The 18442-nt window shown below is 58.9% G+C and carries 19 protein-coding genes and 1 tRNA gene; 9 read left to right on the top strand and 11 right to left on the bottom strand.

Translation table 11 applies throughout. The annotated features are described in order from the left end of the window. Positions 1-7: 7 nt before the first annotated feature. The 8 genes from MPC4_RS09600 to MPC4_RS09565 all read right to left on the bottom strand — a co-directional run bounded on the left by MPC4_RS09600 (position 8) and on the right by MPC4_RS09565 (position 7975). A complete protein-coding gene (locus tag MPC4_RS09600; protein WP_342343624.1) occupies positions 8-1243 on the bottom strand; it encodes an efflux RND transporter periplasmic adaptor subunit in 1236 nt (411 codons plus the stop codon). Between the two features lie 129 nt (positions 1244-1372). Beyond that, complete coding sequence (locus MPC4_RS09595; protein WP_174512319.1) at positions 1373-2791, bottom strand: transglycosylase SLT domain-containing protein; 1419 nt, start codon at positions 2789-2791, stop codon at positions 1373-1375. 350 nt (positions 2792-3141) lie between these two features. After that, positions 3142-3921, bottom strand: coding sequence for a succinate dehydrogenase iron-sulfur subunit (locus tag MPC4_RS09590; RefSeq protein ID WP_174512318.1), 780 nt, complete (start codon positions 3919-3921; stop codon positions 3142-3144). A gap of 3 nt (positions 3922-3924) precedes the next feature. Further along, complete coding sequence (locus MPC4_RS09585) at positions 3925-4842, bottom strand: hypothetical protein (RefSeq protein WP_174512317.1); 918 nt, start codon at positions 4840-4842, stop codon at positions 3925-3927. Between the two features lie 17 nt (positions 4843-4859). Next, the gene (gene sdhA, locus MPC4_RS09580) at positions 4860-6698 is read right to left on the bottom strand and encodes a succinate dehydrogenase flavoprotein subunit (RefSeq protein ID WP_174512316.1); all 1839 of its coding nucleotides are present in this window, start codon (positions 6696-6698) and stop codon (positions 4860-4862) included. A gap of 80 nt (positions 6699-6778) precedes the next feature. Further along, positions 6779-7168 (bottom strand): succinate dehydrogenase, hydrophobic membrane anchor protein, encoded by a 390-nt coding sequence (sdhD, locus tag MPC4_RS09575; protein ID WP_174512315.1) that lies wholly within the window; start codon positions 7166-7168, stop codon positions 6779-6781. A gap of 66 nt (positions 7169-7234) precedes the next feature. Then, on the bottom strand, positions 7235-7648 hold the full coding sequence (gene sdhC / locus MPC4_RS09570) for a succinate dehydrogenase, cytochrome b556 subunit (RefSeq protein WP_174512314.1): 414 nt from the start codon (positions 7646-7648) through the stop codon (positions 7235-7237). A gap of 42 nt (positions 7649-7690) precedes the next feature. Then, positions 7691-7975 carry a hypothetical protein gene (locus tag MPC4_RS09565; RefSeq protein ID WP_174512313.1) on the bottom strand — a complete coding sequence of 95 codons (285 nt, stop codon included), beginning with the start codon at positions 7973-7975 and terminating at the stop codon, positions 7691-7693. On the opposite strand from MPC4_RS09565, the gene MPC4_RS09560 reads away from it, so the two are divergent. After that, complete coding sequence (locus MPC4_RS09560; protein WP_174512312.1) at positions 7974-8942, top strand: CE1 family esterase; 969 nt, start codon at positions 7974-7976, stop codon at positions 8940-8942. The two genes, MPC4_RS09565 and MPC4_RS09560, sit on opposite strands and share 2 nt — an antisense overlap. A gap of 39 nt (positions 8943-8981) precedes the next feature. On the opposite strand, the gene MPC4_RS09555 is transcribed toward MPC4_RS09560, so the two are convergent. Together MPC4_RS09555 and MPC4_RS09550 are read right to left on the bottom strand one after the other, a co-directional pair. Beyond that, positions 8982-9290 (bottom strand): DUF167 family protein, encoded by a 309-nt coding sequence (locus MPC4_RS09555; protein WP_174512333.1) that lies wholly within the window; start codon positions 9288-9290, stop codon positions 8982-8984. 41 nt (positions 9291-9331) lie between these two features. After that, positions 9332-9622, bottom strand: a complete 291-nt coding sequence (locus MPC4_RS09550; RefSeq protein WP_134488648.1) for a YggT family protein — start codon at positions 9620-9622, stop codon at positions 9332-9334. 161 nt (positions 9623-9783) lie between these two features. On the opposite strand from MPC4_RS09550, the gene MPC4_RS09545 reads away from it, so the two are divergent. Further along, positions 9784-9859 (top strand) — tRNA-Ala (locus MPC4_RS09545). A 503-nt stretch (positions 9860-10362) separates the two neighbouring features. After that, on the top strand, positions 10363-11010 hold the full coding sequence (locus MPC4_RS20920) for an ABC transporter permease (protein ID WP_210253620.1): 648 nt from the start codon (positions 10363-10365) through the stop codon (positions 11008-11010). Positions 11011-11242: 232 nt separating this feature from the next. On the opposite strand, the gene MPC4_RS09535 is transcribed toward MPC4_RS20920, so the two are convergent. After that, on the bottom strand, positions 11243-11995 hold the full coding sequence (locus tag MPC4_RS09535; protein WP_174512311.1) for a peptidoglycan-binding domain-containing protein: 753 nt from the start codon (positions 11993-11995) through the stop codon (positions 11243-11245). 970 nt (positions 11996-12965) lie between these two features. On the opposite strand from MPC4_RS09535, the gene mmoX reads away from it, so the two are divergent. The 6 genes from mmoX (at position 12966) to mmoC (ending at position 18434) form a co-directional block, all read left to right on the top strand. Further along, positions 12966-14546 (top strand): aromatic/alkene monooxygenase hydroxylase subunit alpha, encoded by a 1581-nt coding sequence (gene mmoX, locus MPC4_RS09530; protein WP_174512310.1) that lies wholly within the window; start codon positions 12966-12968, stop codon positions 14544-14546. A 105-nt stretch (positions 14547-14651) separates the two neighbouring features. Next, positions 14652-15827 carry an aromatic/alkene monooxygenase hydroxylase subunit beta gene (mmoY, locus tag MPC4_RS09525; protein WP_174512309.1) on the top strand — a complete coding sequence of 392 codons (1176 nt, stop codon included), beginning with the start codon at positions 14652-14654 and terminating at the stop codon, positions 15825-15827. Positions 15828-15840: 13 nt separating this feature from the next. Then, complete coding sequence (gene mmoB, locus MPC4_RS09520; protein ID WP_210253619.1) at positions 15841-16254, top strand: methane monooxygenase regulator MmoB; 414 nt, start codon at positions 15841-15843, stop codon at positions 16252-16254. A gap of 25 nt (positions 16255-16279) precedes the next feature. Further along, on the top strand, positions 16280-16792 hold the full coding sequence (gene mmoZ / locus MPC4_RS09515; protein WP_134488633.1) for an aromatic/alkene monooxygenase hydroxylase subunit gamma: 513 nt from the start codon (positions 16280-16282) through the stop codon (positions 16790-16792). 74 nt (positions 16793-16866) lie between these two features. Further along, complete coding sequence (gene mmoD, locus MPC4_RS09510; protein ID WP_174512308.1) at positions 16867-17166, top strand: soluble methane monooxygenase-binding protein MmoD; 300 nt, start codon at positions 16867-16869, stop codon at positions 17164-17166. Positions 17167-17381: 215 nt separating this feature from the next. Further along, the gene (gene mmoC / locus MPC4_RS09505) at positions 17382-18434 is read left to right on the top strand and encodes an aromatic/alkene monooxygenase hydroxylase FAD-binding subunit MmoC (protein WP_174512307.1); all 1053 of its coding nucleotides are present in this window, start codon (positions 17382-17384) and stop codon (positions 18432-18434) included. Positions 18435-18442: the final 8 nt, after the last annotated feature.

The following is an 18442-nucleotide window of genomic DNA, read 5'->3' as shown; positions in this document are numbered from 1 at the left end:
CCGTCGCTTATTTCGAGGACTCCGGTTGCGGGCCAGGAGTCGCCGGCGAGGCTTGAACCGCCGATCCAGGATGAACGCGCTGCAATCCCTCGACAATGACGAGATCGCCGGCATTCAGCCCGCTTTCGATGGCCGCTGTCGTCGGCGTCGATTGCCCGAGCTTGACGTTGCGCCGCTGCGCCTTGCCGTCGGCGTCGACGACGTAGACGAAATCGCTTTGTTGATCGGCCAGAATCGCCGCTCGCGGAACGGCGAGGTACTCGACCGGCTTGACGCCCTCAAGAAATACGCTGACGAACTCCGTATCCGTCAATTCGCGCAGCGTGCCGCCGGCGCTTGATTTGACCGGTAGCGGCGGATTGGGAATCACAGCGCGCACCAGTATCGTGTCGGTCGCCGTCTGCACCGTATTGTCGACGAAATCGAGTTTGCCCTGCTGATCGTAAATGCGCCCATCCGGCAGACCGAGCCGGATTACGATCGCATTGAAGCCGCCGATCGGAGCGTAATGTTGGCGCAGGGAGATCAGCGTGCGCACGGCGACGGGAAAAACCACATACATGGGATCCTGGCTGACGACGGTGACGAGAACGCCGCTGCTCGGCGTCACGACATTGCCTGGCGTCATCGCGGTCCGCCCGCTCTTGCCGTCGATCGGCGAGCTTATGATTGTGTAATCGAGGTTGATCTTCGACTGTTTGACGTTCGCCTGCGCGCCCAGCAATTGCGCCGCGTAGCTGCGCTGCGTCGCCAGCGCGGTGTCGACCGTCGCTTGCGCGCCTGACTGCGTCTGCAACAGTTTTTGAGCGCGGTCGAGCTGGACGTTGGCGTTCTCGAGCTGCGCCTGAAACTGTTGCGCCACCGCGGTTTTCGCTTCGAGGTCCGCCTCAAAGGGCCCGCGCTCCAGACGGTAGAGCACGTCGCCTTTCTTGACTTCCGCGCCGTCAGTGAAATCGACCTGTTCCAGAAAGGCGGTGACGCGCGCGACAATTTCCACTCTGTCGACGGCTTGGACTCTGCCGAGGAACTGGCTGGTCTGCGTAATCGGTTTCAATTCTGCTCTGACGACGCCGACGCTCGGCAAGGAATTTGGCGTTTCGGCCTCAGCGGCGGGGGCCAGCGAGGCCGCGGCGAGAACGATCGCAAGGCGGCCGACCCTTTGCGTCAGCGTTCGCCATTGCGGCGGCCTCGTTCTGCCTTCCTTCGCCCGGATCGCGGCGACTGGCCAAATCCGTGCTTTCAAAGGTAACGCTGATGGTGACAAGACGGCGCTTCCGTTCGAATCGTCGAAAGGCTGAAGCGTAGGTTATTTTCGCCAGGCCAGGAACCGGCAAACGCTGGCCGCCGCCGGAATATTGCGACGCGTCGCTGTCTATTTCGCGCCTTCCGGTTCCTTTGCCGACTGCGTCTCAGCCTGGGCGGCGGCCGTTTTGGTCGCGGCGGCCGCCGCCGCTTTAGCGTGACCTTTCGCTTTCGGCGCCGGGTGGATTGCAACTTTCGATGGTTCCGGTGGCTGAGCCGATGGCTCGGACGAGGCGACCGCGATTGCTGTTTTCGCCGGCGGCTTATGCGCGATTTTTAGCGAGGCTGCTTTCGCCGCCGTCTTGTCGTGGCTCCTCGTCACTTGCGAGGACGGCGTGGGTTCAGTGGAACTTTTCGACGCTTCGCCGGCATTGGAGGGGGATTGCGCGTCGCTTTGCACGGGGCTTATCGCGGCCGCCGTCGATTTAGCGTGACCTTTCGCGTCTTGCGCTTTCGGCGCCGGGTGATTTGCAGCTTTCGATGGTTCCGGGGGCTGAGCCGATGGCTCGGCCGAGGCGACCGCGATTGCTGTTTTTGTCGCTGGTTTGTGCGCAATCTTTGGCGCGGCCGTCTTGTCGGAGGTCTTTGCCACGGAGGAGGGCGCGGCAGGCGAAGCTAAATCTTGCGTCGCCTCCAAACGTTTTGGCGCGGAATCCACGGTCCCGGCTACGGGTGCGACTGAGGCGATGGCGACGCCTTTTTTTGCCGCGGGTTTGTGTGCGACTTTAACGATCGCCTTTTCGTGGCGCTTTCCGGGAAGCGCGTTCGGCGCCGCTTCAAGCGACTCTTTCGTCGTCTCGGCGAGCTGGGGCGAAGGCGCGGCGCCGTCCTGCGCGAGACTCGCCACGGCGGGATCGCAAATCGGCGCGTTTGCCGGCGGGGCAGGGGAGACGGAAACTCCGACGCTGGACGTTGAAGCCAGCTCCGTGGCCGGCGCGGGCGTGCTCATCTGCGGCGCGGAAGAGGAGGGGGCGCCGCCCTGCAGGAACGCGAACAGGCCATTGACGGGGTTCGCCGGCGCTGGCGGCGGCGCAGGCGGCGCTTCGGCAACGGCCGGCGGCGACTCCGCCGTGCGCAGCTCCGTGAGCAATTGCTTCCTCTTGGCGGCATAGTAATAGCCGCCGGCGAACAGCGCGACGGCGCGGTCCTCGTCGCCCTCCGCCACCCGATAGGCGTTGGAAAGATAGGGGATCGCGTAAGTCATATTGATTTTGGGATCGAGCAGGCCTTGCGGCGCGCCTTTGTAGCCCATCGACCGCGCCGTGCCGTATTTGATCTGCATGAGGCCAAAGCAATGATTGTGAACCAGCCTCGGATTGTAGCGGCTTTCGCGCATGACGATGCGATGCACGAGGCGTTCTGGAACGCCATGCTTCTCGGCCTGCTTTGCGATGAATTCGTCATAGCTCGCGGGATGCTCGGGCGTTTCGGCGAAGCCGAACGAGCAGGCGAGCGTTGCAATCGAAAGCCCAAGACAGATGCGTCGCATGGTTAACTTCCCCCAGCCATGGACCGTGCTGTCCGAGTGTGGCGGGAAAGTGGCGCAAAGCTTTAGATCCGCGCGGCTGCGACATATCCGCAACAGCCGGAGTTATTTTAATCGGCTGGCTCTTTTGGCTGTTACGACGCGGATTGATCCGCCGTCAGCGCTCCCCTTGGGCTGGGATCGTTTTCGATGCGCCGCAGAAAGCCCCGGCGCCTGGCGTCGTGCGCATCGCTATCGGCCGCTGTCGAAGGGCGAATCCGCGCGGCGGCAGACGTCGAGATCAGAGCTGACAGTCACACGTCTCGCGATGACCGTCTCGATAACCGTCGAAGGTCAAAATTCAGAACCACCGTTCAAAGCTGACGTTCGACCATCATGTTCTTGATCTGCGCGATCGCTTTGGCGGGGTTCAATCCCTTCGGACAGGTTTTCGCGCAATTCATGATCGTGTGGCAGCGATAGAGGCGGAAGGGATCTTCGACATTGTCGAGCCGCTCGCCGGTCGCCTCATCGCGCGAATCAATCAGCCAGCGGTAGGCCTGCAACAGCACGGCGGGACCGAGATAGCGGTCGCCGTTCCACCAGTAGCTGGGGCAGGAGGTTGAGCAGCAGGCGCACAAGATGCATTCATAGAGGCCGTCGAGTTTTGCGCGATCCTCCGGCGCCTGCCGCCATTCCTTTTCGGGCGTCGGCGATTTGGTCTGCAGCCACGGCTCGATCGAAGCGTGCTGGGCGTAGAAATTGGTGAGGTCCGGCACCAGATCCTTGACCACCGACATATGCGGCAGCGGATAGATCTTCACGGCGCCCTTGATGTCGTCGATCGCCTTGGTGCAGGCGAGCGTGTTGGCGCCGTCGATGTTCATGGCGCAGGAGCCGCAGATGCCTTCGCGGCAGGAGCGGCGGAAGGTCAAGGTCGGATCAACCTTGGACTTGATCCAGATCAGCGCGTCGAGCACCATCGGTCCGCAATCGTCGCGGTCGACGAAATAGCTGTCTATACGCGGGTTCTCGCCGTCGTCGGGACTCCAGCGATAGATCTTGAACTCGCTCACTTTTTTGGCGGACGCCGGCTTCGGCCAGCTTTTGCCCGGCGTCGGACGCGAGTTTTTGGGCAGAGCGAATTCGACCATATTTCACCTTGGTTGATCGTCTAGAATCGAACAGAGGTATCGCAACTCTTCGTCTTGCGGTTCACACGCAACAATTTCGTTCAGTAGCTGGATCGCTTCGCTCTTGACCTGAGCAGGTGTTGTTGTTTGGGCACCTTTTTCAGCTTTCAAATCTTCTAGCTCAGCATAAAGTTTCCATGAGCATTGGAAGTAGATATCCACCAAAATTATCATCACGCAAAAAACGACGGCCTTAAAGTACGCAGACGCGTACAAATGCCCAAGGGCATCATTCGTTGTGGTTATGACACTTTTTTTATGCCCGTCGAAGGCCCAGTGGACATGCTGGCTTAACCAGCCGTACAATTTGCCTGTGTTTTTTGAGGAGCCTTTGAGAAATGAAATTGAGGCGGAAGCAGAGACGCGATGGACAGCGCCTTCATCGTTTGAATGGCAAACGCTATGAGCCCAAGCGACCTGCTCAAGCATCATTCTAGCGATCGCAAGCGCCTCAAATAGCGCGCCTCTTTGCCCGCAGTACGCTAATAGCTCCATCGAAAAAGACGCTCTACCAAGAGTCCACTGGCTCATCGTTCGGTTTAGGCCCTGATCAGTTCGCTTCGATAAGACGTAGATTTGCGAGTTGAATGCGCTCATTTTCTTAGCGACAAAACTGCGGACACGCCGATCCAGCCGTTCATTATCACTTTCAGGATAGTTCACGCCCTTAAGATATTTACGCGAGACATTGTCGACCGACTTAAGGCCGAATTGTTCAGAAATTATAGATGCTGCAATTTTCTTTTTCAGACTATTTGGGATAGATGATTGCATTCCGATTTTCCAGAACGCCTTTGGAAAACAGAAATCGTACTCCTCTCCTTGAAAAAGAGGGAAGGCATCATTTAGCAGTTCGTTTTTTGTGCGATCACCCGTAAGCATCGCGTTTATTTACACCCTCAGTAAACGCGCGCTTTCGGCTCGATATATTGCATCTCGTTGGTCATCGTGTAGCTGTGCACCGGGCGATAATCGATCGTCACGCTATGGGCGGCGGGATCGATCGAGGCCAATGTGTGCTTCATCCAGTTGACGTCGTCGCGCTGGGTATAATCCTCGCGCGCATGGGCGCCGCGCGACTCGGTGCGGTTGACGGCGCCGTCCATTGTGACAACGGCCTGGATGATGAGATTGTCGAACTCCAGCGTCTCGACGAGATCGGAATTCCAGATCAGCGAGCGGTCGGTGACGCCGATCTGATCCTTGGCTTCCCAAACATCATGGATGAGCTTTGAGCCTTCCTGGAGCGTCTCGCCGGTGCGGTAGACGGCGCAATTGTTCTGCATCACCTTTTGCATCCGCAGCCGCAGTTCGGCGGTCGGAAGCGAGCCCTTCGCGTAACGGAAACCATCGAGGCGCGACAGCGCGCGATCGGCGGAATCGGGCGGCAGTTCCGGCTGCTTCGCGCCCGCCGTCACGAGTTCGGCGGCGCGCATGCCGGCGGCGCGCCCGAACACGACAAGGTCGATCAGCGAATTGGAGCCGAGCCGGTTCGCGCCATGCACCGAGACGCAGGCGGCCTCGCCGAGCGCCATCAGACCGGGGACGATCACGTCCGGATCGCCGTCCTTCTTGATGACGACTTCGCCATGATAATTGGTCGGAATGCCGCCCATATTGTAATGCACCGTCGGCAGCACCGGGATCGGCGCCTTGGTCAGATCGACGCCGGCGAAAATCTTGGCGCTCTCCGAAATGCCGGGGAGGCGTTCATGCAAGATTTTCGGGTCGAGATGATCGAGGTGGAGAAAGATATGGTCCTTGTTCTTGCCGACGCCGCGGCCTTCGCGGATTTCCATCGTCATGGCGCGAGAAACCATGTCGCGCGGCGCAAGATCCTTCACGGAGGGGGCGTAGCGCTCCATGAAGCGCTCGCCCGAGGCGTTGGTCAGATAGCCGCCCTCGCCGCGCGCGCCTTCGGTGATGAGACAGCCCGCGCCATAGATGCCGGTCGGATGGAATTGCACGAACTCCATGTCCTGGAGTGGCAGTCCGGCGCGTAAAACCATGGCGTTGCCGTCGCCCGTGCAGGTATGCGCCGAGGTCGCCGAGAAATAGGCGCGGCCGTAGCCGCCGGTGGCTAGAATGACGAGCTGCGCGCGAAAGCGGTGGATTGTGCCGTCATCGAGTTTCAGGCAGACGACGCCGCGGCAGCGCCCGTCTTCCATGATGAGGTCGATGGCGAAATATTCGATGAAGAATTCGGTATTGTAGCGCAGCGCCTGCCCGTAGAGCGTATGCAGCATGGCGTGGCCGGTGCGGTCGGCCGCGGCGCAGGTGCGCTGGGCTGGCGGCCCCTTGCCAAAGTCGGTGGTCATGCCGCCGAACGGACGCTGATAGATGCGGCCGTCCTCGGTGCGCGAAAAGGGCACGCCCCAATGTTCGAGCTCATACACCGCGGCGGGCGCGTTTCGGCAAAGATATTCGATCGAATCCTGATCGCCGAGCCAGTCCGACCCCTTGACGGTGTCGTACATGTGCCACTTCCAATTGTCGGGGCCCATGTTGGCGAGCGAGGCGGCGACGCCGCCTTGCGCGGCCACGGTGTGGGAGCGTGTCGGAAAGACCTTGCTGATGCAGGCGGTGCGCAGCCCTGCCTGGGAGCAGCCGACGGTCGCGCGCAATCCGGCTCCGCCGGCGCCGACCACGAGGACATCGAAGCTGTGATCCGTGATCGGATAAGCGGAACCAAGGCGCGCTGGCCCGGCGCTGCCGTTCGATGTGCTGTTGGAGGCCATTCTATCGCCTTTCGAAATATGTCTTTGACACGCAGATCGTGGTTTTCACGCGCGATAAAGGAGAAGCGCGCCGGACTGGGTCAAGCCAGGCCGAGTTTCAAGACCGCGAAAATGGAAGCGAGCCCCACGGCCGCGCAAAACAGGGAATTGGCGACCAGCGCCCATTCTTTGCCGTGCGTCGAATGAATGTAGTCGTCGATGATCGACTGCATTCCGATCTTCATGTGGTAGACGCCGGCGAGAATAAAGAGAAGGAGGACGATGGCGGGAAAGGGCCGCCCGAGCTCGGCCCTCACCCCGGCGTAATCCTTGCCGACCAGGGACAAGAGGATCCAGACAAAGCCGAAGGTGAGCGGAATCAGCGCAATCGAGGTGACATGGATGCGCCAGGCGTTGGTCGTTCCAGCCCGAGCGGAGCCGAGGGAGCGCGTTTGAGCGGCGCCGCGACGGGGGGCTGGATCATGCGCCATGATAAATTCGTTCCTTCGATTGCGGTCCAAAACGACGATAGCGCGTCTCTGGGGACCCGATAATTCCTAGAGCTGGGAGAATACGCAGATCCAGACGAGCAGCGTCAAAGCGACGCCGCCGATCAGCGTGCCCTTGGCGAGCCATTCGCGCTGCGGATGATCGAGTCCGTAGCCTGCGTCCCAAACGATGTGACGCACCCCGCCGAGGAGGTGATGAAACAGGGCCCAGCTAAATCCGAAGAGGATGAGCTTTCCGATGAAGGAATTAAAAACGGACGAGACCGAAGCGAAAGCCTCTGGACCGCTCGACGCGGCGATCAGAAACCACGCCAGCAGAAGCGTGCCCACGTAGAGCGCTGCGCCTGTGATGCGATGTACGATCGACATCATCATGGTCAGCGTCGGGCGGTAAATCAGCAGATGCGGCGACAGCGGCCGGCGGCCCTCCGGCCGACCGGAATTGAACTCGACCTCTGTCATGAAGGTTAAATCCGATCTTCGTGAAATGCTCTGCGCTTTCCCTTAACGCAAAGCGAATTGGCGGGCAACCAATTGAGTGGATTTTTGGGGCCGGGCGATCTCCGGGATTGATGGATCGGATTTGCCAAAGGCTTTGCTTATTGCCAAAACGCCGCACGCAGTAGAAGAATGACAGCCGAATCCGGGAAATTGTCCGCACAAGAGGTTTGGGCCGAAAGCGCCGCTGCGCTCGACCGGCAAGGGCGCTGCCGGTCCGTTCTCGATGGCTGCGGCAAGCAGTCGAAACAGCGCTTCTGGGGTGACATTGTTGGCGAGGGCTAAAGACATGATCGTCCGGGGCGACGAACCCTTCCGTGACCACCGTGGCGGGCGCCGCCTGTCCACGCTCGCGGCTGCGCGCGCCGCACCGCGGTTGGCGCTGGCGCTTCTCACGATGCTCGCCGCGTCGCCACAGCCGGCGTCCGCCGCGTCCGGCCGGATTTCGATCGAATCCGGCGGCATGACGCGGACCGCGATCCTGATTCTGCATCACCGCCTGAAGCAGGCGCGCCGTCCTCTCGTCATCGTTTTGCGCAGTCGTGAGAAAGGTCCCCGTCTGCGGCGGGTCTTCGGCCTTGAAGAAATGGCCCGTTCCGCGGGCCCCGTGCTTGTGTACCCGGATCCCATCGGGGGCCATTGGAGCGAAACGCCCGGGCCCGAGGCGACGCGCGACGCAACATTCATTCGCGATCTCGTCGCGAAGATCGTTTCCGACGGAATTGTCGACCGGCGCAAGGTTTTTCTTGTCGGCATTTCGAATGGCGGCTTCACAACCTTCCGACTTGCCTGCGACAATGCGTCATTGTTCGCTGGCGTCGCGACCCTGATCACCGCCTTGCCCGCGTATCTCGCCCCGACGTGCAAGCCGTCGCGCCCGCTTCCTCTCCTGATGATCGTTGGCTCTGCTGATCCCGTGATCCCCTACGCGGGCGGCAAAGCGGCGTTGCCGGATGGGAAAATTGACGTCGTCTCGGCCGACGCGGCGCTCGCGATCTTTGGCAAGGCTGCGGGCTGCGGCGAAAGCCGCACGACGACGGCGATGCCGGATCGCGACACGCGCGACGGAACGCGCGCCTATCTCGACAAACTAAACGGCTGCAAGGTTCCGGTCGAGGTCTTGCGCGTAGAGGGCGGCGGTCATTCGGTTCCAGGCCACTGGGCCGGGATCGGATCGGACACGTCTCGGGGTCTGCACAACAATGACGTCGAAAGCGCCAGATTGATCTGGGATTTCTTCAGCCGGCTCGGCGGCTGATTTTCCGCCCAGGACGCGCTCCGGGTTCGAGGGCGGCCGTCAGCCGGCCTCCGCGGAGCCGACGAGGGCGGTGAGAGCGGACTTCAAAGCTTCGGCGTCGCCCGATAGGATTAATGTCTTCAGCCGCCCGCTCGCGCCGGATTCGAGCCGCACGGCGCCGGCCGGAATGCGCAGCGACTTGGCGACCAGCTTGAGTAGCGCCGCATTGGCCTCGCCATTCTGCGGGGCGGCGCGCACGCGCGCCTTCAGAACGGGCCGGCCGTCGGAGAGGTGATCGACGCCGGCGATTTCGTCGCGGGCGCTTTTGGGCGTCAAGCGAACGGTGACGGCGAGAGCGCCGCCGCGCATGCTCCAGGGAAGGGATCTCGATTCAAAATTGTTCGGTGCGCTCAATAGACGTTCGGATAGATGTATTGAATAATGATACGCTGGATAAGAAAAATAATCAAAAACAGGACGATCGGAGAAATATCAAGGCCGCCAAAATTCGGCAAGACTTGCCGAATCGGGCGCAGAACCGGCTCCGTCAGCGCGTTGACCGCATTGACGATGGCGCGGACCACGTCATTATAAGTATTGATGACGTTGAAGGCTATCAGCCACGATAGAATCACTGCTGCGATCACGACGTAAGTATAAAGGTCAAGAACCAGCAAAATCACATCGAGAAGAGCGCGCATGGGAACTCCGAAGCCTCAGCCTATCCCATTTCGTTTACGCGGCTTGCGTCAAACTGGCAAGGCTTCCGCCTGCGACGGCAGCTCCTTATGAGGATAATAAGCGCAACCGCGTGCAACCCGCTTGCGCGCTCCCGCGCAGTCGCGTAAACAGCCGCTGGATGGGGGCTGTAGCTCAGATGGGAGAGCGCTGCAATCGCACTGCAGAGGTCAGGGGTTCGATTCCCCTCAGCTCCACCAAGAAAGCCAATAACTTGGAACCCGCCGCAGAAGTGCCGAAAACAATCGGGGAAGCGCAGGGAAGCAAGCGGAGGCGTTTCGCACCGAATCGCTAGCGGGCTTGCCCGGTCCGATCCCGGCTTTGGCGGCGGTGCGCCCCGCCGGCGCTCTGCGGTCCGCGCTTGTCCAAAGCTCGCGCGCCCCCGGGAGGCCACCGCCTCCTGCCTAATCTTCGCTGTCCGCGTGGCGACCATGGAGGCGACAGGCTGCTTCCGATATACTTCCGGCAGGGGGCGGCCGGTCAAGTCTTCGTCCGAGCTCAGTCGATTCGGATCGGAGATCCGTCTTTGCCGAACGTGAGCTTTTGCATCTGCATTTCGAGCGGTAATGTCCGGCGTCGCTAAGCGCCCGGTCGCCCCGCTTTATGGATTCGTCACCTGTCTCGCTCGACAGGGCGGGATCGCCATATTCCGTCACAGCGTCGGAGCCGCATGCGGAGCACCGGATAGGGCTCGCCTGCGTGGATGCCGGCGACGCTCCGGGGTATGGACAGACGCCCCACCCGGCCCTGTGAGCGGGTCCGCCCGGAAAAGCAAGCGGGCGCCGCGCGCAAACTTGCGCCCGGCGGCACGCCCGTTTTGCCTCTTGCTAAAGCGGAGTTTCACACGGCGGCCGCGATCCAGGTCGCGGGCTTCTGGACTTTTGCACTGATGATCCTTGCTTCGGCGGCACAAGCGATCGGGCGCAACAAAATGCGTTCCGCGCTCACGATGCTCGGTGTTTTCATCGGCGTCGCCGCTTTGATCGTCATGGTCGCTGTCGGCCAGGGCGCCAATGAGGCCGTCCGCAAACAGATCGAGAGCCTTGGCACAAATGTCGTCGTCATCCTGCTAGGCGGTATGAATGAAATTTCAAAGCATCGGCACAGCAGGCTCTTGCCCTCAATGCGCCGGCGCAGCGGCCGGCTCGCAGACGCCAAACTCCGCGCGGACATGGTCTTGCACATAAGTTTGGACGACGATGGACCACGACGACCTGTCTATGCCAATGCTCAGATCGTCGGTATAGCCGTCGATAGTGATCGTACTAATTGTTACTTTGCCCAAATCCCGGCGTTGAGACCCTTCGATCGCCTCGGGCGTGCCCTTCGGCCGGCCTCGCGAGATCATTGACGGCGTCACGAGCGGTGAGATTGGCCTTCGCGGCGGCGCGTTGATTTCGAAGACGCGGAGGGTTGTGCAGTCCTCGATCACATGAGCGTTGGTTAAGTCGTACCCGTCAGGACTCGCGAAGCAGCCTGTGCCTGAGACTTCTCCGCTTTACCTCTGCTCCCGAGTCTGCGGCGCCGCCGCGCCTGGTGCTGGCGGTTGGCTGACGGGCTCCATGTCGGGAATCCGACGCGGATCATGGCGGTAGCTGGGGAATGTTGGCGAACGGCGCTCCGCTCATCGCGCTCGCGAACGAACCGGACATCAGAGTCGCCGCGCGCTCCATGTGAAGATCAGATGCATCATGCAGCCAGAAAATCGACAGCCAGAGGGCGTCGGGACGATCACTCTGGCAGCGGATATAGCTATCAAGGCCGTTTGTAGCCGATGAGACGACGAAATAGTCGCTCTTCAACACTTGGAACGAGATTTGTCCGCCGTCAGCAACGACTTTGGCGAGAACAGCATTATAGGCAGCCGCGAGATTGACTCCTGGGAGCCAATCATATGTCACCCATACGCGCTTTTCCGGGTCCCTCCATGTGAGGCCGTTCTTATCTCGCTCCGCCACCAAGCCAAGCCCCATTGGAACCCAGATCGGGTGACCGCGGTAAGGGTGCGCAACCTGCTGGAACCCCCACATCTTCAGAAGAGGCGCGCCATTCCGATAGAGCCTCGCCAGAAGCTCCTTATCGATGACGCCTGTTGCGGGAAGCCCATTGTCGGCTTGATAATGCGTCGTCGCGTCAAAAAGTCTGCGGCTGAAATCGGCGTCGGCGACAGCGGGCCAATAACCCGCCGTTGTCAGCAAGACTTTGAACAGAAACCGCTCGCCGATCGAAAGCTGACTAAAGGCGCGTTCCGCATCGGCGTAGCTCGCGGAAGGCGACAGCGCACTGGCCGGCAAGCACCATATGATCAACAGAATAACCGCCGCCGAAGCACGCATGCCAGATCCTCGGGTCAAGCGTAGCGTGATCCGAGGTTAAACGCCAGCCGTTAGATGTCGCCTAAACGGCGGCGAGCTACCCTTCGCTACATCCAGGTCGAGCCGAAATGGCGAATAGAGGCTGTCGATCTCACATTGTGTATAAAATACATACAGTTCAAAATCGACACTGTATGGAATTTATCCAAATAGGATTTCTGAAAAACCCAAGGCGCGCGTTCGGCTTGCAGCCTGCCTCCTGAATGAAAAGCCCGCACAGCCCTGAACCAAACAATCGAGGGATAATCGATCTGTATGGAATCTATACACTGTATAAATTCCATACAGCGCGTTGCTGAGAGGCTCGCAGAACCAGCCTAAATGCTATTATAGCTAGTTTGTCAGTTCTCCAAATGTTTTGCAAAAGAAGATCATCTGCCCGCCTTTGCGGGACGACTGACAGGAGCCTTAGCGTCCACTGGCGCAACAGGTTTCCAGCCGCTATCGCTCGGCCACGCAACCGAGACTTCCAGGACGGGCGGCTCTACAACGCAAGCATTCACACCATCGTCAGACGAGCGCTACGAGCGCAACTTCACGAGAGTGGCTTCACCCCAATGCGGATCACGCCGGTTGAGAAAGGATCACGTCTCCGCATGTACATAAAATTCTAAACCAGGATCCTCTGGTGAAGCCAAAGCTGTGCTTGCTACTTTTGATCAGTGTCAAATTTGCGCACACCCGCCTGGATTAGAATAATCCAAATAATCTGCATCACGGTAATGGAATGTGATTGTGCGATATGCTGCATGTCTCTGATATTGCGACCTTTTTCAAAAATGATGATCGGCGGCCGAAGCGCGGCGCCACACTTGCTGAAGGATAACGCCACATCGAGCCGACTGAGGAGCTCGATCGATAAGGCGCCGCAGCTTAAGGTCGCTGGCTGAAGCTCAGGCGGCGTTCAATGTGAGCACCAAGGAGGAGACATATGGCATTAAGCACCGCGACGAAAGCAGCGTCGGACGCACTCGGAGCCAACCGGGCGCCGACAAGTGTAAGTCCCCAGGAAGTGCATAGGTGGCTGCAGAGCTTCAACTGGGATTTCGCTCAAAACCGGACGAAATATCCCACCAAATATCATATGGCGAACGACACAAAGGAGCAGTTCAAGCTCATCGCCAAAGAATATGCGCGAATGGAGTCGGTCAAGGATGAGCGTCAGTTCGGCACCTTGCTCGACGGCCTGACGCGCCTCGAAGCTGGCAGCCGGGTGCATCCGCGCTGGGGTGAGACGATGAAAGTCGCGTCGAATTTCCTCGAAGTTGGCGAATACAACGCTATAGCGGCGTCCGCGATGTTGTGGGATTCGGCGAGCGCGGCCGAGCAAAAGAATGGTTACCTCGCACAAGTCCTTGATGAGATCCGTCATACCCATCAATGCGGGTTCGTGAACTATTATTTCTCCAAGCACTACCATGACCCCGCAGGCCATAATGACGCGCGCCGCACCCGCGCAATCGGACCGCTTTGGAAGGGAATGAAGCGGGTCTTCGCTGACGGCTTCATCTCCGGCGATGCGGTCGAATGTTCGGTCAATCTCCAACTGGTCGGGGAAGCTTGCTTCACTAACCCGTTGATCGTCGCCATCACTGAGTGGGCGTCAGCGAACGGCGATGAAATCACGCCAACCGTATTTCTGTCGATCGAAACCGACGAACTCCGTCATATGGCGAACGGCTACCAGACAGTCGTTTCGATCGCCAACGATCCGGCCGCCCAGAAATATCTGAACACCGATCTCAACAACGCATTCTGGACCCAGCAGAAGTACTTCACGCCCGTGCTGGGCATGCTCTTCGAATATGGGTCGAAGTTCAAGGTCGAGCCCTGGGTCAAGACCTGGAATCGTTGGGTCTACGAGGATTGGGGCGGCATCTGGATCGGCCGTCTCGCGAAGTACGGCGTCAACTCACCGCCGAGCCTGCGCGACGCCAAAAAGGACGCCTATTGGGCGCATCACGATCTCTTCCTTTTGGCCTACGCCTTGTGGCCGACCGGCTTCTTCCGGCTCTCGCTGCCGGATGAAGAAGACATGGAATGGTTCGAGTCGAACTATCCAGGATGGGACGCGCACTACGGCAAGATTCTGCGCGAGTGGAAGGCGCTCGGCTGCGAGGACCCCACAAGCGGATTCGTTCCCATTCAATGGCTGATCCAGAATGGCCACCAGGTCTATGTTGATCGCGTGTCGCAAGTGCCGTTCTGCCCGACCCTCGCAAAGTGTTCGGGATCACTCAGAGTGCACGAGTTCAACGGTCAGAAGCACTCCTTCAGCGATGATTGGGGCGAGCGGATGTGGTTGGCGGAGCCCGAACGCTATGAATGCCAGAGCGTCTTCGAACAATACAGCGGCCGCGAGCTATCGGATGTGGTCCTTGAAGGACACGGCGTTCGCGCCGACGGCAAGACGTTGATCGGGCAGCCGCATGTTCGCGGCGAAAAATTGTGGACAGTCGAGGATCTGAAGCGCGCCAATTGTGTCTTCGCCGATCCCCTCGCCGGGTTCTGACAACATTCTCGTCGGATCGGTCCTCGACTGGTCCGGCGGCTTCAATCAGTTTTCAAGAACTTGGCCCCTGAGGCCATGAAACAACATCAATGGAGGAAACCATCTATGGCTATCGCCTCGACGACCAAGCGCGGGCTAACGGATCCTGATAAGGCCGCACAGATTATCGCAGCAGTGCCGGATCACGAACTCGATTCGCAGCGCCGGATGAATTATTTCGTGACGCCGCGCTGGAAGCGGCTCAGCGAATACGAGATCTTGACGCTTTACACGCAACCGAATCCGGATTGGATCGCCGGCGGTCTCGATTGGGGCGATTGGACGCAAAAATTTCATGGCGGCCGGCCTTCTTGGGGCAACGAAAGCACAGAGCTTCGGACAACCGATTGGTATCGTCACCGCGATCCCGCTCGGCGCTGGCATGCGCCTTATGTCAAGGACAAGGCCGAAGAGTGGCGCTACACGACCCGTTTCCTCGAGGGATATTCGGCCGAAGGCGCGGTGCGTTCCATCGATCCGAAATGGCGCGACGGAATCTTGGATAAATATTGGGGCGCCTTGCTGTTCAGCGAATATGGGATGTTCAACGCGCATTCGTCTGTGTCACGAGATACGCTTTCCGACACGATCCGTTCCACAGCGACTTTCGCCGCTCTCGACAAGGTCGATAACGCTCAGATGATTCAGCTGGAGCGCAACTTCCTGTCGAAGATCGTTCCTGGATTCCCGGAATCGACCGAGGGCCCGAAGAAAATCTGGCTCACCGATCCGATCTATCGGGGCGCCCGCGAGACGGTTGAGGAGTTCTGGCAGGGCATCCAGGACTTCAACGAGATTCTCTGGGCCGTGCACGGCGTCTACGATCCGCTATTTGGTCAGTTCGCGAGGCGCGAATTCTTCTGTCGGCTCGCAGCTCATTATGGCGACGGCCTCACGCCGTTCTTCCTCAATCAGACGCAGACCTATTTCCAGACAACCAAAGCCGCGATGAGCGATCTATTCTTCTACTCCCTAGGAGACGATCCCGAATTCGGCGACCACAACAGGACATGGTACCGCGCATGGACCAACAAGTGGCTGCAGAAAACCGCCGAAGCTCTACATGACTTCCTCGGAATTTATGCGAAGGTCGACAAAGTCACAGGCGTTAGCGACGCACCCGCCATCAAAGCAGCGGTCGCGCGGGTCGTCAATGATTGGGTCGAGGATTACGCGAAGAAAATCGACTTTAAGGTCGACGCCGATAAGCTCATCGCCAGCATCACTCGCGACGTTAAGTGAAGGGGGGAATAAAGTGACAGCAAAGAACGCATATAATGCCGGCATTATGAAGAAATCCGGCGAGGCTTTTGCGGCGGAATTCTTCGCCGAGGAAAACCAGGTCGTGCACGAATCCAACACGGTCGTTCTCGTGCTCATGAAAAGCGACGAGATCGATGCGATCGTGGAAGACATCATTCTCGGCGAAGAGACTAAGCGCAATCCCACCCTGGTCGTTGAAGACCGTGGCGGCTTCTGGTGGATCAAGGCCGACGGCAAGATCCAGGTCGACACGGAGAAGGCCAGCGAACTGCTCGGCAAGACGTACAGCATTTACGATTTTCTCGTGAACGTGTCGTCGACCATCGGGCGCGCCTACACGCTTGGAAACACCTTCACGATCACATCCGAACTGATGGGTCTTGATCGCAAGCTCACCGACGTTTGAGCGATCGAAAAGGAGGAAACAAAAAATGCCAAACTACAAAATTCATGAAAATCCCCCACGGTCGGAGTGGCTGGAAAAAATCGCAGAGCTGAAGTCCGTGAAGGACGCAACAGCATTCATCCAGGACTTTCGCAAGAAATACACGTCCCCCTTCCGCACGAGCTACGCGCTCGACGTCGATTACCTCTTTATTGAGGCGAAAATCGAGGAGCGGCTTGCGGTTCTGAAGGCCTCGACTCTGTCTGCGGCGGACCTCGTCGCGAAGGCGACGACTGGCGAGGCGGCTCAGGCTGTCGCCGACGCCTGGATTGCGAAAATCGATGCGGAAAAGTGCAAATTTGCCGCGGAAAAAATCCTGATTACCTTCCGCCAACTCTACAAGCCGCCCGTGCTCCCGGTGAATGTGTTTTTCAAGGTCGACGCTTACCTTGGCAGCCGGCTGATGGAATTACGCAATACCGACTATTACGCCGACTCCCTTGAGGAGTTGCGTAAAAAGCGCGGCGTAAAGGTGCTGAGCCTCGGCGACGCGGCGTGACAATGTCATGAGTTTCCGGGCGTCGACAACTTATCTCGTCGTCGCCCGGACTAGATCGAGGAGCGCGTTTCGTGATGACTGCGACATTGGACTTTGATCATAAGGAAGAAGATGCGTTGAACCCATCGCTGGTTGATCGGGTCCGGTTCGCAGGACTAGGAACACGCATCGAGATCTTCAGGGAAGGCCGATATCGGGCGTTTGTCCAGGATCTCGAATGCGTGTGGCGGTGGGAGATCCACAGGGACGATGAATTCGTCCAAGAGGGTTGTTCTCTCAGCGAGTCTTCTTCTCGGGAAGCGGTCGGCCACGTCATTTCGTTTTATCGGCGCAGTGATCTGCGTCAGGCCGATAAGGACGATGCGCGGAATTAGCGCTGCGGAAGAAAGAGCAGGCTCGGCGTGGATTGCGTCAAGCCGGGAAGGTCGGGCTTATTCTCTCCAGCGCGGATCGCACCGTTCTCGCGCTGCGCGCTCTCTGTTGGCAGCGCTGGGGGACGGCGGCTCTCACCCCGGAAATCGTTCAAACTTCGGTCGGGGATCAATTCGCGAATTGCGAGCTTTCAATAAGGCACTTGGGGAAGGAAATTATGTTTAAAGTGCGCGCCATAACAGAAGACCAACAAGAGCTCACATTTGAATGTTCGCCGAGTGAGGACGTCATATCGGGAGGCTTGAAGAGAGATGTCATTTTGCTCGCCTCCTGCCGTGAAGGCGGCTGCGCCACATGCAAAGCGGATGTGCTCGACGGTGATTACGAGCTCGGCAACTGTAGCGTTCAAGCATTGCCGCCAGATGAGGAAGAATCTGGCGTCGTGCTCCTTTGCCGAACCTTCCCCAGAAGCGATCTCGTCATTCAGTTGCCCTACACGCATGATCGTATTTCGTTCCAAAAGATCAATACGGATTGGCGGGGCGAGATCGTCGCCGTTGAGCGGATTTCCTCGAATGTCGCGAGGCTGCAGATTGAGCCCAAAGACCCTCTAACGGGCGAGGCTATCAAAATTCCATTCGTGCCGGGACAATATCTCGATATAGAAATCCCCGGCGCTGGCGTCAGGAGATCCTACTCTATGGCGACGACGAGCGTTGAGCCACGTCTTGATTTTCTGATCCGTCTCTTGCCGGACGGTCGATTTTCGAATTTTCTGTCGAATGAGGCAAAGCCGGGGCTCGCGGTCAAACTGCAAGGTCCCTTCGGCGTATTCAACCTGCGCGAGAATGGCTTTAGGCCACGCTACTTCGTCGCCGGCGGAACAGGCCTGTCACCGGTTCTGTCGATGATTCGATACATGCAGCAGGAGCAGCACCCGCAGGAGACGAAGCTCTTCTTCGGCGTCACGCATCAGCATGAATTGTTCTATATCGACGAGCTGAAGAAGCTCGAGGCGGCGATGCCGAACTTCAGCGCGCACGTCGCCATCATGCAGCCTGAGCCGGATTGGCAGGGGAGCACGGGCACCGTCGTCGATGATTTATTGAGACATCTGAAAGGATCGAAATCCACGCCGGATATTTATATGTGCGGGCCGCCTGGGATGATCGATGCGACCTTCGCAGCTGCAGCAAATCATGGCGTGCCGAAAGATCACGTCTACGTGGAAAAGTTCCTTGCAACGGGACAAAGTCAGGCCGCAGAGTAGGGAGGTTT

The organism is Methylocella tundrae (assembly GCF_901905185.1).
Lineage (GTDB): Bacteria > Pseudomonadota > Alphaproteobacteria > Rhizobiales > Beijerinckiaceae > Methylocapsa > Methylocapsa tundrae.
Note: the sequence above shows the minus strand (reverse complement) of the source record. Positions and strands in the feature narration are given on the sequence as shown.

Coding starts and splice junctions, on each gene's coding strand:
- MPC4_RS09595 (WP_174512319.1), bottom strand. CDS start 2,791: ATGCGACGCATCTGTCTTGGGCTTTCGATTGCAACGCTCGCCTGCTCG.
- MPC4_RS09590 (WP_174512318.1), bottom strand. CDS start 3,921: ATGGTCGAATTCGCTCTGCCCAAAAACTCGCGTCCGACGCCGGGCAAA.
- MPC4_RS09585 (WP_174512317.1), bottom strand. CDS start 4,842: ATGCTTACGGGTGATCGCACAAAAAACGAACTGCTAAATGATGCCTTC.
- sdhA (WP_174512316.1), bottom strand. CDS start 6,698: ATGGCCTCCAACAGCACATCGAACGGCAGCGCCGGGCCAGCGCGCCTT.
- sdhD (WP_174512315.1), bottom strand. CDS start 7,168: ATGGCGCATGATCCAGCCCCCCGTCGCGGCGCCGCTCAAACGCGCTCC.
- sdhC (WP_174512314.1), bottom strand. CDS start 7,648: ATGACAGAGGTCGAGTTCAATTCCGGTCGGCCGGAGGGCCGCCGGCCG.
- MPC4_RS09560 (WP_174512312.1), top strand. CDS start 7,974: ATGATCGTCCGGGGCGACGAACCCTTCCGTGACCACCGTGGCGGGCGC.
- MPC4_RS09565 (WP_174512313.1), bottom strand. CDS start 7,975: ATGTCTTTAGCCCTCGCCAACAATGTCACCCCAGAAGCGCTGTTTCGA.
- MPC4_RS09555 (WP_174512333.1), bottom strand. CDS start 9,290: ATGCGCGGCGGCGCTCTCGCCGTCACCGTTCGCTTGACGCCCAAAAGC.
- MPC4_RS09550 (WP_134488648.1), bottom strand. CDS start 9,622: ATGCGCGCTCTTCTCGATGTGATTTTGCTGGTTCTTGACCTTTATACT.
- MPC4_RS20920 (WP_210253620.1), top strand. CDS start 10,363: ATGCCGGCGACGCTCCGGGGTATGGACAGACGCCCCACCCGGCCCTGT.
- MPC4_RS09535 (WP_174512311.1), bottom strand. CDS start 11,995: ATGCGTGCTTCGGCGGCGGTTATTCTGTTGATCATATGGTGCTTGCCG.
- mmoX (WP_174512310.1), top strand. CDS start 12,966: ATGGCATTAAGCACCGCGACGAAAGCAGCGTCGGACGCACTCGGAGCC.
- mmoY (WP_174512309.1), top strand. CDS start 14,652: ATGGCTATCGCCTCGACGACCAAGCGCGGGCTAACGGATCCTGATAAG.
- mmoZ (WP_134488633.1), top strand. CDS start 16,280: ATGCCAAACTACAAAATTCATGAAAATCCCCCACGGTCGGAGTGGCTG.
- mmoD (WP_174512308.1), top strand. CDS start 16,867: ATGACTGCGACATTGGACTTTGATCATAAGGAAGAAGATGCGTTGAAC.
- mmoC (WP_174512307.1), top strand. CDS start 17,382: ATGTTTAAAGTGCGCGCCATAACAGAAGACCAACAAGAGCTCACATTT.